Source organism: Hyphomicrobium sp. DMF-1 (assembly GCF_027886585.1).
GTDB classification, from domain to species: domain Bacteria; phylum Pseudomonadota; class Alphaproteobacteria; order Rhizobiales; family Hyphomicrobiaceae; genus Hyphomicrobium_C; species Hyphomicrobium_C zavarzinii.
In genome coordinates this window covers 2573962-2587723 of record NZ_CP115706.1, presented here as the reverse complement: position 1 = coordinate 2587723, position 13762 = coordinate 2573962, and the positions used below count along the sequence as shown (strand labels likewise).

Genomic DNA, 13762 nt, shown 5'->3' with positions numbered 1-13762 from the left:
GGAAAAATTAGCAAATAGCTACTGTTAGATGAACAAACTGAAATTCAAAATTAAATCATCAGACATATGATCCTGCGCATTCGCATGAATATTTCAGCGCAGGACCGCCGCAATGTTGTCGCCGCCTTTCATCCCGAAATCACTGTCCGGCCGCGCAACTGTTGTATGCGGCGCCTGCCTCGTGGCCACGCTCATCGCAGCCACAACCAGCGTCCTCGTACGCAACCGGCTGATCGAGAGTCTCGACAACTCCGTGGTCCTGACTACCGCAGTTCGTAACCACACCACGCTCGACATGTACCACGACGGCCTCCGCGCCATCGTGCTGGCCGCCCTCACCTCGGGAGAGCTCGGAACCTCCGAAAAGGAGATCCGGGCGGAGCTGGACGAGATGAGCACCCATTTCGTGGAGCTGGTGAACGCGAACAAGGCGCTGCCTCTTTCCGGCACCATCAAGGCCGAGCTGTCCCGCGTCGATGCCCCGCTCGCCAGGTACCTCGAAGAAGCCAAATCCACCGTGACCGCAGCCTTCGGCGATCGGCCCCGCGCCCTCGCCGCGATGCCCGCCTTCAACGCCCGTTTCGAGGAGCTGGAGCAGTCGCTCGAAGCCGTCGGTGAAAAGATCGAGCAGGATGCCAAGACCCTGGGCGCGGAGGCCGCGGCCTTCGCCGAGATGACATCGTGGATCACCAACACCGCCGTCGTGCTCTCCATCGCCGGCGTCCTGATGACGCTCGTCTTCATGATGCGCGGCATCGTGCGACCGCTCGCCGGCCTTGAGCAGGCGATGGTCCGCATGTCGGATGGGAAGCTCGACACCGTGATTCCCAGCACGGAACGCGCCGACGAGATCGGCAACATGGCACGCACCCTCGGCGTGTTTGCACACGGCATCGAGGAGAACGAGCGCATGCGCAAGGAGCGCGTGGAGGCAGAGCAGCGCGCCGCGGAAGCCCGCCGGCTCACCATGCAGCGCCTGGCGCAAGAGTTCGAAAGCTCCGTCGGCGCCATCATCGAGAAAGTCAGCATCGCGGCCAATTCCCTCGAAGGGACCGCCAAGACGCTCACCCGCTCGGCGGATGCCACCCGCCAGCTCTCGACCATGGTGGGCACAGCTTCCGAGATCACGTCCGGCAACGTCGGCAGCGTCGCAACGGCCACCGAGCAGCTTTCCACCGCAGTGGGCGAGATCGAGCGACAGATCTCGCAAAGCGCCGCCGCCGCCCATCAGGCCGTCGAGAAGGCCCACTCCACGAACACATGCGTCACGGCGCTCCTGCAATCCGCCCATCGCATCGGCGACGTCGTGGGTCTCATCAGCACCATCGCCTCGCAGACGAACCTGCTCGCGCTGAACGCCACCATCGAGGCGGCACGCGCAGGCGAAGCCGGCAAGGGATTTGCCGTCGTCGCGCAGGAGGTGAAGGCGCTCGCCACCCAGACCGCCAAGGCGACGAACGATATCGCCGTCCAGATCCAGGGCATGCAGGGCGCGACGCAGGAAGCCGTCAACGCCATCGGCGGCGTGGTGGAGACGATCGGCAAGATCTCGGACATCTCGAACGCCATCTCCGCCGCCGTCGCCGAGCAGGCGACCGCCACGCAGGACATCAGCAACAACGTCATGGAGGCGGCCAAGGGCACGTCCGAAGTGACCGCCAACATCGTCGAGGTCAACAGCAGCGCCAGCGAGACCGGAACGGCGTCGGCCGCCTTGCTGTCCTCGGCCGTGACGCTCTCGAGCGAGAGCAGCGTGCTGAAGGCCGAGGTCGCCCGCTTCCTGAGCACGGTTCGCGCCGCCTAGGGTGGCGCGTGCCGAAACGTGAGAAGCGGCAGAGCGGTGTCGTGCACCGCTCTGCGCGGTCTTAGAACCCGCCGAAGAACGAGCCCAGGAAGTCGTCGTTCGCTGACTTCCCTCCGCTCGCCGCCTGCTTCTGCGGCTTGTCCTCCAGATGCGCCTTGTCCGGCACGACGGGCGCGAGATGATCGCGGCCCTTGGCGATCTGCTGCCACTTGCCGTCGAGTGCCTGCGTCACGCGCTTCTCGTGGCCGTAGATGTCCGAATAGGTCTTGAGCTTGCCGTCCTCGTCCACCCAGGCCGTGAAATAGGCAATGTGCATACGGACACGCTTGTCCATCGCCACCTCGTTGTTCATCGGCCCGTTCCGGGCGAGGTCTTGCACCTTGTCGGCGTCCCAGCCCTTGTCCTCCTTGAGGAGGATCTCGGCGACGGAGAGCGGATTGCGCAGCCGGAGGCAGCCGTGGCTCAACGTGCGCTGTTGCGAATTGAACATCCACTTGTCGGGCGTGTCGTGCATGAAGATCGTGTGCTGGCTCGGGAACGAGAACTTGATGACACCCATCACGCTCTTGCGCCCCGCGGGCTGTACCACCTCATAGTCGCGAATATCGAGCGTGCGCCAATCCATGGTGCGATAATCGAGGCGCCGTCCGTCCTTGGTCTCGACTTCGAGACCGTACTGGCGCATCAGCCCGCCGCCGCGCAGCAGGCTCGGCCACAGCTCGTTGACCTTGATGCTCTCCGGCACGCGCCACATGGGCCGGAACGTCACGCTCTTCAACGGCCGGGTGAAGATTGATGTCTGCTTGCCGATCTCACCGACGACGATCCGCTCCGTGTGCACGACAGCACCGTCCTTGACGACGCTGATCATGTAGGTCGGCACGTTCGCCAGAAGATAGAGATCGCCGAGATCGTCGTGCATCCAGCGCCACATCTCCATGTTGGCGAGGATCTTCTTGGCACCCGCATTCGGCTTGCCCCCGTTCTTGGCGAGCGCCTCGACATACTTCTCGCGCAAGCGCTGGAACTGCGCGTGCTGCGGATGCGTACCGACGAGATAAGCCGCCTTGTCGGAAGCCGCCGCGAGCCCGTCGAGCACCTTCGCCGGGTCGAGAAGCTGCGGCTTGCGGTCTAGATTCGAGTTGAGCTGCTCGGCAGGACGCATGATCCGCCCGCCGCGCGCATAGCGCGCATACTTGAGAACCGTGAGCGAAAGCTCAGCCTCGGCGGCGGCCTGGGCCTCGGGAGACAGTTCACCGCCCGCGATCTTCGGCGCCGGAAAATCCTCCGGCGCGAGCCCCCATGACCCGGCCGTCGAGAACGCCTCGATGACGCCGTTGGCGTCGCTGTTGAAGCCCTGGGCGTTCACCCACAGCGGCGCAAAGGCGCGCGCGCCGTAGAAGGCGATCAGCGCCGCGCGCTCCTTGTTCTCCTCGTCGGCTCCATCGCCGGGAATGGCGTCGAGCCGTGCCTTGAGCGCAACGGCCGCAGGGGTCGTGGGCTCCGCTGCAGCAGGCTTGGCTTCCGGCGCCGCGGCCGTCTCGGGTTTCGCATCCGCCGCTGCGGCGCCCCCCTCGTCGGTTGCGCCGGCCGCCTCTTGAGAGGCGGCGTCCGCCTCGGGTGACAGCGCCCGCGCGGCTGGCGCGGAAGTGGCCGCTGTGGCAGCAGGCGATGCGGTCTCGGCCAGCGCCGCACTCGAGGCCCCGGCCATCAGGAGCGAGGCAATCGCCAAAAGAATCAAGCGGCCCATCACGCGTCTCCGATGTGTTCCTGCAAAACCTAGATCGTCATCGTCCCCGGCGTCACGGCCGGAGGCTTTTGCCGCCGCCGGTTACCCGCCGGGTGTGCTCACGCCGCCGCAATGCTCAGATCCGGCGAAACCGTGGAGGCGGAGCCTGCCCTCTCGATGACGCCAAGCGCATCGAGAATAGGCAACCGCTTCTGGGCGAAATCCTGACCCATGCTGGCGAGCTCGGCGATATTCTCCGCCGCCGACGCGATCGGCTTCCCATCCCGCATCAGCCGCTGGTTCTGCGCTTCCATCAGCGGCCAGATATCGAGCGCCCACTCCTGCGGCGTGGTCCGCCCCCTCCGGATCGCGCGCAGGAAAAGCTGCTGAATGCGCCCGACCGGAACGCCCGCGCCAGTCACCGGGCTCGCCAGGAAGCCGATTTCATTCGAGAATACAGCCTTGTCGACCAAGTGGCGGTTCAGCGCCTGCGTTCGTGTGCGCACGGCTGCCACCTGAACCTCGTCCTGCGCGGCGCTCACGTTGCCGAGCCCGGTGAGCACGAACAGGGCCTGGGCGAGCTGAGCGGGCGTCACCTTCTTCATCAGCGGATGAGCGAGCATCTCCGCAGCGCTCTTCGGCGCATGACCGCGCTCCGCGAGCACGGCCAGCATGGGCCGGTAGACCTCGGCCTGGAGGTGCGCCTCCCCGGCAGGGCCATTCAGCTTGAGCGCGACGTCCCCTTCGCTCACCTGCAGCACGAAGCGATGGCTCTGGAGGATCTCGAGCTGACGCTGTGGCGAAAGCCCGCGCGGACCTTTGACGAACACGTCACGGCGGAACTGCTGGTTCTCGCAATAGTCGCGCACGGACTCGCGCAGCACCGGATGCGCGATCGACGCAAGAAGCTGTTGCTGCTGGGGCGTGAGATGCAACGTGTCGATGTGAGAAACGAGATTGGACGAGGCCGCGAACGAGAGCTTGGCCTGCGCGAGCAGGTCCGCAGCCTCCGAGAACGGCATCGGATGCCAATCCGCGTTGAAGAACTCGTGCGCGAGATAGTTACGGTTATGCCCCTTGATGCCCTTGAGCCGTTCCGCAACGGCCGGATTGGCGCGGAAATAGAGCGCGTTCGAATCCACGACCTGCTCGGCGAAATCGACGGCCGCGTCGATGCGCGAGCCGAGACCCGTCGCTTCACCCGTCGCCAGATTGAGATGCAGCGACATGAGATGGCGCAACGGCATCGCCGGAGACCAGCCGGGCGTCGTGTTGTAGCTCATGTAAAATAGCCCGCCGACCGCGAGCCGGTTGCGCGCAAGATCGACGATCACCCGCCGGTTCTCGTCCGAGATCCAGCTCCAGATGCCGTGCAGCACGATGATGTCGAACTCCGGCAGATCCGCGCGGTCGCGAAGCTCGGCAAAGGAGAGATCGAATACCTTGAGATCGGCGCCCGAAGCCGCCGCGAGCTCCCGCGCGTTCGCGGCCTGGGTAGGGTTGAAGTCTGTGCCCCAGAACTCGCCCTCGCAGGCGGCCGCGTGGATGTTGAGCGAAAGCCCCTGCCCGAAGCCCAGCTCCAGATAGCGCAGCGGCCGCTTCACGCTGTGCGCCTGCAGCCGCGAAAGCATGGCCAGCTCGAGATTGAGCGGGCTCATCTCGCGGTAGTATCCGTGCGTATAGTCCAGCTCGGACACATAGCCGGCGGTCCAGGAAGGTGCGCTCGTTGTCATGAGGGAAGGGCCCAAAAGCCGACGCGGCACGCCGCCTGAGCCGAAAGCGCAGGCGGCGGAACAGTAGGCGATTCGAGCCTGCCCGAGAAAAGCGCCGCTCCGTCAGGGTCGCCCCTTGCCCACTGCCGTTAACCCAAGACGCCCCGGTTTTACCCACCATACCGCCGCTTCCGCCTTGCAACCGGACGCGGGGTCCTCTAAATGGCCCGTTTTCCCGAAGGGCATCCGCCGCCGGGCCTCGATTCGGAAGTGCCTCGATTCGGAAGTGACGGGCCAATGACCAAACACCGCGCCGATGTGGGGATCATCATGGGCAGCCAGTCCGACTGGCCGACCATGAAGAAGGCCGCCGCCGTCCTGGACGAGCTGGGCGTCGCCTACGAGGCCAAGATCGTCTCTGCCCACCGCACGCCGGATCGCCTGGTCTCCTACGCCAAATCCGCCGCCGAGCGCGGTCTCAAGGTCATCATCGCCGGCGCCGGGGGTGCCGCCCATCTGCCCGGCATGACCGCTTCAATGACCGCCCTTCCCGTCCTCGGCGTTCCGATCCAGAGCAAGGCGCTCTCCGGTCTCGACAGCCTCTACTCGATCGTTCAGATGCCGGGCGGCATTCCCGTCGGCACGCTCGCCATCGGGGAAGCCGGAGCCACCAACGCCGGGCTCCTCGCGGCGCAGATCCTGGCGCTCTCCGACAAGGAGCTCGCCGCTCGCATCGCCGAATACCGCGCACGCCAGACCGCGAGCGTCTCCGAAGACCCCAAAAACGAATGACGAAGACGGAACGCATGACGACGGCCCTCCCTCCCGGATCCACCATCGGCATTCTCGGCGGCGGCCAGCTCGGCCGCATGCTGTCCCTCGCCGCCGCACCCCTCGGCCTCAAGTGCCACATCTATTCGGATGTGCCGGGCCCCGCGTTCGACGTCGCCGCGGCTTCGACCGTCGGCGCCTACGAGAACACCGCGAAAATCCGCGCCTTTGCGGAAAGCGTCGATGTCGTCACCTACGAGTTCGAGAACGTGCCGCTCGAAGCAGCAGCGGCCGCCGAGGCGGTGACGCCTGTTCGTCCCGGCCCCAAGGCACTGGCCGTTGCCCAGGATCGTCTTGAGGAAAAGACCTTCATCCGCGGCGTCGGCATTCCCGTGGCCCCCTTCGCGCCGGTCGACAGCGACGCGTCGCTCGAAGCCGCCATTCACGCCATCGGCGAGACCGGCATCCTGAAAACCTGCCGCCTCGGCTACGACGGCAAGGGCCAGGTCCGCATCAAGAGCGCGTCCGAGCTTAAGCCTGCCTTCGAAAGCCTGAAGCGGGCCCCGTGCGTGCTCGAAGGGCTCGTGCCGTTCGCCTACGAGGTCTCGGTGCTCGTCGTCCGCAGCATCTCGGGCGAGGTGCGCTTCTACGACTTGCCGCTCAACACCCACAAGAACGGCATCCTCGATACCTCGACGGTGCCCTCCCCGATCTCCGAGACCCACGCCGCCCGCGCCAAAGAGATGGCCGCCGCCATCGCGACCGCCCTCGGCTACGTGGGCGTTCTCGGCGTCGAAATGTTTTACCTAGGCCCCGACGCGGCCGAGCCGCTCGTGGTCAACGAGATCGCGCCCCGCGTTCACAATTCCGGGCACTGGACCATGGACGCCTGCCTGGTCAGCCAGTTCGAGAACCACATCCGGGCCGTTGCAGGCTGGCCGCTCGGCCCAACCGGCCGGCATTCGGACGTCACGATGACGAATCTGATCGGCGAGGACGTGCACGCCTGGCAGGCCCTTGCGGCCGAGCCCGGCGCCGCCCTCCACCTCTACGGGAAGCCCGAAGCGCGTCCAGGCCGCAAAATGGGCCATGTTAACCGGGTGAAGCCCCGGTCATAATCAGCGAAAAAGGACGAAAACGTTAAGAAGAGCCCGTGGACAAGCGCTACGGCGTTTGATAGAAGCCAGCCAAACCAATTCCGCTCGAAGCGCCGGGGGCCGCCCGCCGGGGCTTTGAGTTGTGTTATTTTCTGAGAAGATTCAATCACAGAGGTCACCTTTGCAGGTTCTCGTTCGCGACAACAATGTCGATCAGGCCCTTAAGGCGCTCAAGAAGAAGATGCAGCGCGAGGGTATTTTCCGCGAGATGAAGCTCCGGAACTATTTCGAGAAGCCCTCCGAGAAGAAGGCCCGCGAGAAGGCTGAGGCCGTCCGCCGCGCCCGCAAGCTGGCTCGTAAGAAGCTGCAGCGCGAAGGTCTCCTCCCCGGCAAGCCCGCAGCAACGCGCGGCGGCCCTGGCGCCAAGGGCGCTGGCCGTGGTGGCCCCGGCGGCGGTCGTGGCCCCGGTGGCGGCAGCGGCTTTGGCGGCGGCGCTGGTGCTGGCGGCGGCGGCGGTTTCGGCGCTCGCTGATCCGAGCGGCCTCCGAGCCCACTCGATTGGAATTTCGCAACCGCTGGCAGGTCTGCCGGCGGTTGTTTTTTTGGTGGATCGCCGATCCGCGCCGGAGCTTTTGCGGGGTAATCACTCTGGCTCCGTATACGGAGCCAGACTATCGTCAGAACAGGTTCTACGCACGAGATGAGGGCGACAGCGCGAGCATCGCTTCTCGTTGAAACGCTATTCCAGCAGGAGTGAGCGCGCACAGATGGCCAAGCTTTATTTCGCTTCCCTCGTGACCCTTTCACTCCTCACCGCGATGGTGGCAGGCGTGGTGATCGCCGCCCTCGTCGCAGCCGGCAGTCTGGACGTGGGCTTTGCCCTTGTCCTGGTTCTCATCATCAACGCCGTCATCTTCTTCATCAGCCCCTGGATCACGGACTGGATGCTGCGGTGGGTGAACAAGGTCGAGTTCATCGACGACGCCACGCTGAAATCGCGCTACCCGCACGTCCACGGCATCATTCATGACGTTGCGCGAGAGTACCGCTTCAAAGCGCCGTCCGTCGGCATCATCCCCGATCGCAACCCCACGGCCTTCACCTACGGCCTGTTCCGGCCCGGCGCGCGCATCGTGCTGACCGACGGCATCTTCGAGTTCCTGAACGAGGAGGAAACGCGCGCCGTCGTCGCCCACGAGCTGGGCCACATCGTCAACCGCGACTTCCTCGTCATGACAGTCGCCGGCACGCTCGTGCAGATGCTCTACGTCATCTACTCGAGCCTCACGCGCCAGACCCGGTCGTCCGGAAGCTCCAAGAGCAAGAACAATCTCGCCATCGTCGGCTTCGCCGCCTACGTGATGTACGTGCTCGGCACCTACATCCTGCTCTACCTCAGCCGCACGCGCGAATACCTCGCCGACAGCTTCGCCGCCGATCGCGTGGAAGCCCGCCACCTCGCCAACGCTCTCGTAAAAATCGCATACGGAATCGCGGAAGCGGCCGACACCGACCAGACCCGCGAGCTTCTCGCTTCCACGCGCCACATGGGCGTCGTGGACTTCAAGGGCGCGAGCCATCTGGGCCTCGTCGTGGAAGCCTCCAAGCTGCATCCCGAGGCCACGGCCAATGCGATGCTGTTCGACATCTACAATCCCTGGGCGAAGCTCATCGAGCTGAGCTCCACGCACCCGCTCACGGGAAAGCGCATCAACGCGCTTGCAGCCATCGCCAAGGCCAAGCAGCAGAGTTTCCAGGAGATCGACATCGAAGGAGCCGCGCGGCGCGCCAATGTCGACAAGCCCGCCTTGTGGCGGAAATTCCTGCGCGAGCTGATGCTGCCGCTGCTTCCCCTCGCGACACTCGTCGTCGGCGTCGGAGCGGGCCTTGCGACCGGCATCCCGATGATCGCCGTGCTGGCGGTTCCCGCCGCCATCCTCGCATGGGCATTGCTCATCCCCATCACCTATCCATTCTCGGCACCGGCGAACCAGACCGTTGTCGAGCTGATGGGGGACGTGGCCGCCTCACCCATCGTGGGCCGCCCGGTGCGTCTCGAAGGAGAGGTCATCGGCCGCGCCAACGCAGGCTCCGTGATCGGAGAGGACACCATATTCGCCGATCGCACGGGCCGCACGAGCGTCGATTTCCGCTCGCTCTGGGGGCCGCTCGGCGATCTGTGGACCGGCTGGAAGCGCGTGAAGCCGCATATCGGGGCCAAGGGCGAAGCAACGGGATGGTTCCGCCGCAGCATGGGCGGTTACGTCATCCTGAGCGAGCTGAACACGACGGCGGGACGGCTCAAGGCATACCCCTACCTCGCGGGGATAATCGTGCCGCTGCTGGTCTACGCAATCCTCGCCGTGATCGGGCTCGTGACGTTCGCCAGCGCCACACCGTGACGGCGGCGGTTCCGGCCTACCCCGATTTACTGCGGCGCAGGGCCTCGTTGCTTCGCAAGGCGTCGATCCAGGCGTGGATGGCCTCGTAGGAGCCGAAGAGGTAGTGGTCCGCGTGACCCGCGCCGCGAAACGTCTTGAGCGTCTTCTCGCCCGGCGCGAGCGCGTAGATCTTGCGGCCCATTTCCACCGGCACGATGTCGTCGGCCTCGCCATGGATGATCAGCAGCGGCGCCGTCACGCTCGCGATGTGCCGGTAGGTCTCGTAGCGGTCCGTCATGAACCAGCGGCCCGGGATGAAAGGATGATGGAGCGCGGCGAGATCCACCATCGATGTGTAGGGCGCATCGAGCACGATGCCCGCGACGGGCTTCACCGCGGCCACCTGCACTGCCACGCTCGTGCCAAGCGATTCCCCGTAGACGATGATGTCACGCGCCGCGACGCCCTTCGCGACGAGACGGTCATAAGCAAGCATCGCATCCGCCACGTTCGCGGCTTCGGACGGATGCCCCGTGCTGCCGCCGAAACCGCGGTACGTCATCATGAAGATGCCGACGCCACGAGCCGTGTACTTGCGAATCCGTTCGGTGCGCGTCTCGAGTGAGCCAGCGTTGCCGTGGAAATAGAGAAGCGTAGGCTGTCCGGGCTTCGCCGGTCCGTACCACGCGAGCACGCGTGCCCCGTCCGGCGTTTTCAGCACCTCCTCGGATACGCCCTTGAGCCCTGCGCGCTCCGGCGTGAAGTACGTCGTATCCGGAAAGTACATGAGCTTGCGCTGAAGCGTGGGAACGATCGCCGCCAACAAACCCATCGCCATCACCACTCCCGCTGCTGCCCCGAGGATCACCCTCAATCTCAGATCTCCGCAACGCTTACCTTCGACGCGACCATATCACGGCCGGCGCCGCGATCCTTAAGGCTCCATTAACCAAAAGCTGCGCTTCTTGAGGTTGTATGCGTTTGCGGAGTAATTGGTCATGCGTTCCCGTCCCCGCTCAATCGGCGCCAGCGCGCTGGTTCTCTCCGGCCTGTCGGCCACTCTCGCCGGTTGCAGCTCCGGCGGCACCCAGGAATCCTTCACCTCCGCAAGCCTCTCTCAGCGCCCCGAGCAAGGCATGGTGCGCGAGCAGCCGCGCTCCTATCCGGACGGATCGTCGCCCGGCTCCTATTCAAACTACGGCAACGGCAGCGCCTACTCGAACGGCACCTACGGCCGCCCCTACGCCCAAGCTCCGCGCCAATACGTCGATCCCGGCCAGCCCACGCCGCGTCAGGTGGCTGCGGCCCCTTACTACGGCGGCCAGCCCGGTTACGCTTCGTCCCCCGTCCAGACGGGAAGCCTTGGTCCTTCCGGCGACCCCGGCCTTCGCTGGCAGCAGACGCCACGCACCCAATGGACGCAACCTCAACCCCAAGCCTCGGCTCCGGTTCCCCCGCAGCAGCCGACGCATAGCCCGAACATCGTCGAGGTGCGCGAGGGCGATACGCTTTACGGTCTCTCGCGCCGCTACAATGTACCGGTCGGAGATCTCGTGGCCGCCAACCGGCTGCCCAGCGAACGCATCGCCATCGGCCAGCGCCTCGTGATCCCCACGCGCTACCGCTGAGGTTGGCGCTACCGGCTATGGGCGTAAATCGCGGGCTCGCTCGCAGGCGTATCGAAACACATCAGGATGTACGCCTGCCGCTCCGGTCCGGCCAGATGGCCGAACTTCGAACCGTTGCTCTTCGCGAAGAAGGGCGCGAAGTCCTCCACGTCCTTGCGCGTGAAGAGCCCCGCCCAACGCCCATAGTTGGAGGCCCAGCAATCCGCATCGCGCTCGCTCTGCAAAGTCGGCTGGATGACATGCCCCAGCACGTGATGGGCGCATTCGTGCATGAAGAAGAAGATCTGCAATTTGGCAGGCAGCTTCGCCATCCGCTCCGTATCGAGCGAGATGATCGGCATACGCTGGATGATGGAGGCGCGGCCCACGTCGCCCAGTTGCGTCGTCTGCAGCGTGCGGACGAGGGCGCCCCGATAGTCATAGCAGCGCATCGGGTTGCCGCCGATGATGGGCTGAACCTCCAGCCCTTCGGCAACCGCAGGGCGGCCGCCGATGGCCAGCAGTGCAAGAACGAGCAAGAGTGCCGATACCCTCATTCCGCGACCCCTAGGATGCGTACAGTGCTCGACTGTTGAACGAAGGCTAGAGTCTTCCCGATCTCTCCCGCAAGGGGATAAGTTTGACGCACCGGCGGGCACTGTGCGCAGCCGCACCTCAAGCCGCTGGCGGTCAAGGTCAAATCGAAAGAACGCACCAGATCATCAGCCGGCGGAGGCCCGTGCGATGGCGCGTGTGCGATGGCTGTAGGGGTGTGAGGCCCTGAGAATCGCGTCGCCGTTCTCGGCGTGGCGCTTGCTATTTCGAAACCGGCTCGACCGGAAACCCGGCCTCGCGCCATGCGGTGAACCCGCCGCCGAGATGCGCCACGGGATCGAGCCCCATGTCCTGCGCGGCCTTGGTCGCGAGGGCCGAGCGCCATCCGCTCGCGCAGTAGAATACGAAACGGCGCGGCTCCGCGAAGACCGGCTTGTGATACGGGCTCTCGGGATCGATCCAGAATTCCAGCATTCCACGCGGGCAATGGAACGCACCGGGAATACGCCCCTCGCGCTCGAGCTCGCGGCGGTCCCGCAAGTCGACGAGCTGGATCTCGCCCCGATCGGCGAGGTCACGCACCTCGGCGGCACCGAGCGTCGTGATCTCGGCGTTCGCCGCGTCGAGGAGCTGTCGGTAGCCGACCTTCATGCGTAGATCACCAGCGGCGGCCGCACGAGCGCGCGGCCGCGATCATCGGATTAGTGGCCAAGGGCCTTGGCAATCTCTTCCGTCATCTTCTTCGCGTCGCCGAGCACCATCACGGTGTTGTCGCGATAGAATACGGGATTGTCGATGCCGGCATAGCCCGACGCGAGCGAGCGCTTATTGAAGAACACGGTCGCAGCCTTCCACACCTGCAGCACGGGCATGCCGTAGATTGGCGAGGACTTGTCGTCCTCGGCCGCGGGGTTCACGACGTCGTTGGCGCCGATGACGTAGACCGCATCGGCCTGCGAGAACTCGGAATTGATGTCCTCGAGCTCGAACACCTCGTCATAAGGCACGTTCGCTTCCGCGAGCAGCACGTTCATGTGTCCCGGCATACGGCCAGCCACGGGATGGATCGCGTACTTCACCTCGACGCCGGCCTTCTTCAGATTGTCGGCCATTTCGCGCAGCGCGTGCTGAGCTTGGGCGACGGCCATGCCGTAGCCGGGCACGATGATGACCTTGGAGGCGTTCTTGAGGATGTAGGCCGCGTCCTCGGCAGATCCGAGCTTCACCGGCTTCTGCTCGCCGCCGCCGCCGGCCGCCGCCGTCTCGCCGCCGAAACCGCCCGCGATCACCGAGATGAAGCTGCGGTTCATGCCCTTGCACATGATGTAGGAAAGGATGGCACCCGACGAGCCGACCAGCGCGCCCGTGATGATGAGGGCGATGTTGCCCAGCGTGAAGCCGATACCGGCAGCCGCCCAGCCCGAGTAGGAGTTGAGCATCGACACCACGACCGGCATGTCCGCGCCGCCGATCGGGATGATGATCAGCACGCCGAACACCAGCGCGATGGCAGTGATCGCCCAGAACAGCGTCGCATCGCCACCCGAAATGCAGAACTTGTAGATGAGCACGGCGAGCGCAAGGAACAGGCCGAGGTTCACCACATGGCGCATGGGCAGGATGATCGGCGCGCCCGACATGCGGCCCGAGAGCTTCGCGAACGCGATCACCGAACCCGTGAACGTGATGGCGCCGATAGCGAGGCCGAGTCCCATTTCAACGAGGCTTGCGGGCGCGATGGAGCCCGGATGGCCGATGCCGAAAGCCTCGGGTGCATAGAGCGCCGCCGCCGCGACGAACACCGCCGCGAGACCGACGAGCGAGTGGAACGCGGCCACCAGCTCCGGCATCTGGGTCATCGGGATTTTCTTGGCGATGACGGCACCGATCCCCGCGCCGAGGCCGAGGCCAGCGAAGATCAGCAGCCACGTCAGCACGTTCTGCGGGCTCGACACCGCGAGCGTCGTCAGCACGGCGATCGTCATGCCGATCATGCCGTAGAGATTGCCTTTGCGGCTCGTCTCCGGATGAGAAAGGCCGCGTAGCGCCAGGATGAACAGCACACCGGCGACGAGGTAGAGGAACGCAGCGGCATTGGCGGTCATG

The 13762-nt window shown here is 65.2% G+C and carries 12 protein-coding genes; 6 read left to right on the top strand and 6 right to left on the bottom strand.

What is annotated here, in order from left to right:
* Positions 1-112: 112 nt before the first annotated feature.
* Positions 113-1804 (top strand): methyl-accepting chemotaxis protein, encoded by a 1692-nt coding sequence (locus PE058_RS11745; RefSeq protein WP_271028466.1) that lies wholly within the window; start codon positions 113-115, stop codon positions 1802-1804.
* Between the two features lie 61 nt (positions 1805-1865).
* Here PE058_RS11745 and PE058_RS11740 read toward each other — a convergent pair whose 3' ends face one another.
* Together PE058_RS11740 and PE058_RS11735 are read right to left on the bottom strand one after the other, a co-directional pair.
* Positions 1866-3554 (bottom strand): L,D-transpeptidase family protein, encoded by a 1689-nt coding sequence (locus PE058_RS11740; protein ID WP_271028465.1) that lies wholly within the window; start codon positions 3552-3554, stop codon positions 1866-1868.
* Positions 3555-3652: 98 nt separating this feature from the next.
* The gene (locus PE058_RS11735) at positions 3653-5266 is read right to left on the bottom strand and encodes a class I SAM-dependent methyltransferase (RefSeq protein ID WP_271028464.1); all 1614 of its coding nucleotides are present in this window, start codon (positions 5264-5266) and stop codon (positions 3653-3655) included.
* Positions 5267-5542: 276 nt separating this feature from the next.
* Here PE058_RS11735 and purE point away from each other — a divergent pair, with 276 nt between their 5' ends.
* The 4 genes from purE (at position 5543) to PE058_RS11715 (ending at position 9515) form a co-directional block, all read left to right on the top strand.
* Positions 5543-6037, top strand: coding sequence for a 5-(carboxyamino)imidazole ribonucleotide mutase (purE, locus tag PE058_RS11730; RefSeq protein ID WP_020087769.1), 495 nt, complete (start codon positions 5543-5545; stop codon positions 6035-6037).
* Between the two features lie 14 nt (positions 6038-6051).
* Positions 6052-7134: a 5-(carboxyamino)imidazole ribonucleotide synthase gene (locus tag PE058_RS11725; protein ID WP_271028463.1), complete on the top strand. Its 1083-nt coding sequence runs from the start codon at positions 6052-6054 to the stop codon at positions 7132-7134.
* Between the two features lie 160 nt (positions 7135-7294).
* Entirely contained in the window at positions 7295-7645 is a 351-nt protein-coding gene (rpsU, locus tag PE058_RS11720; RefSeq protein ID WP_020087771.1) for a 30S ribosomal protein S21, read from the top strand.
* A 235-nt stretch (positions 7646-7880) separates the two neighbouring features.
* Entirely contained in the window at positions 7881-9515 is a 1635-nt protein-coding gene (locus tag PE058_RS11715) for a zinc metalloprotease HtpX (protein ID WP_020087772.1), read from the top strand.
* A gap of 16 nt (positions 9516-9531) precedes the next feature.
* On the opposite strand, the gene PE058_RS11710 is transcribed toward PE058_RS11715, so the two are convergent.
* Positions 9532-10362, bottom strand: coding sequence for an alpha/beta hydrolase (locus PE058_RS11710; protein ID WP_245257728.1), 831 nt, complete (start codon positions 10360-10362; stop codon positions 9532-9534).
* 130 nt (positions 10363-10492) lie between these two features.
* Here PE058_RS11710 and PE058_RS11705 point away from each other — a divergent pair, with 130 nt between their 5' ends.
* On the top strand, positions 10493-11122 hold the full coding sequence (locus PE058_RS11705; protein WP_020087774.1) for a LysM peptidoglycan-binding domain-containing protein: 630 nt from the start codon (positions 10493-10495) through the stop codon (positions 11120-11122).
* Between the two features lie 8 nt (positions 11123-11130).
* Here PE058_RS11705 and PE058_RS11700 read toward each other — a convergent pair whose 3' ends face one another.
* The 3 genes from PE058_RS11700 to PE058_RS11690 form a co-directional block, all read right to left on the bottom strand.
* The gene (locus PE058_RS11700) at positions 11131-11658 is read right to left on the bottom strand and encodes a hypothetical protein (protein ID WP_271028462.1); all 528 of its coding nucleotides are present in this window, start codon (positions 11656-11658) and stop codon (positions 11131-11133) included.
* A 259-nt stretch (positions 11659-11917) separates the two neighbouring features.
* Positions 11918-12307: a rhodanese-like domain-containing protein gene (locus PE058_RS11695; RefSeq protein WP_271028461.1), complete on the bottom strand. Its 390-nt coding sequence runs from the start codon at positions 12305-12307 to the stop codon at positions 11918-11920.
* Between the two features lie 50 nt (positions 12308-12357).
* Positions 12358-13761: an NAD(P)(+) transhydrogenase (Re/Si-specific) subunit beta gene (locus tag PE058_RS11690; protein WP_020087777.1), complete on the bottom strand. Its 1404-nt coding sequence runs from the start codon at positions 13759-13761 to the stop codon at positions 12358-12360.
* Position 13762 lies beyond the last annotated feature (1 nt).

What these genes read in the sequence shown, in the direction of transcription:
- PE058_RS11745 (WP_271028466.1), top strand. Translation starts at nt 113, where the DNA reads ATGTTGTCGCCGCCTTTCATCCCGAAATCACTGTCCGGCCGCGCAACT.
- PE058_RS11740 (WP_271028465.1), bottom strand. Translation starts at nt 3,554, where the DNA reads ATGGGCCGCTTGATTCTTTTGGCGATTGCCTCGCTCCTGATGGCCGGG.
- PE058_RS11735 (WP_271028464.1), bottom strand. Translation starts at nt 5,266, where the DNA reads ATGACAACGAGCGCACCTTCCTGGACCGCCGGCTATGTGTCCGAGCTG.
- purE (WP_020087769.1), top strand. Translation starts at nt 5,543, where the DNA reads ATGACCAAACACCGCGCCGATGTGGGGATCATCATGGGCAGCCAGTCC.
- PE058_RS11725 (WP_271028463.1), top strand. Translation starts at nt 6,052, where the DNA reads ATGACGACGGCCCTCCCTCCCGGATCCACCATCGGCATTCTCGGCGGC.
- PE058_RS11715 (WP_020087772.1), top strand. Translation starts at nt 7,881, where the DNA reads ATGGCCAAGCTTTATTTCGCTTCCCTCGTGACCCTTTCACTCCTCACC.
- PE058_RS11705 (WP_020087774.1), top strand. Translation starts at nt 10,493, where the DNA reads ATGCGTTCCCGTCCCCGCTCAATCGGCGCCAGCGCGCTGGTTCTCTCC.
- PE058_RS11700 (WP_271028462.1), bottom strand. Translation starts at nt 11,658, where the DNA reads ATGAGGGTATCGGCACTCTTGCTCGTTCTTGCACTGCTGGCCATCGGC.
- PE058_RS11695 (WP_271028461.1), bottom strand. Translation starts at nt 12,307, where the DNA reads ATGAAGGTCGGCTACCGACAGCTCCTCGACGCGGCGAACGCCGAGATC.
- PE058_RS11690 (WP_020087777.1), bottom strand. Translation starts at nt 13,761, where the DNA reads ATGACCGCCAATGCCGCTGCGTTCCTCTACCTCGTCGCCGGTGTGCTG.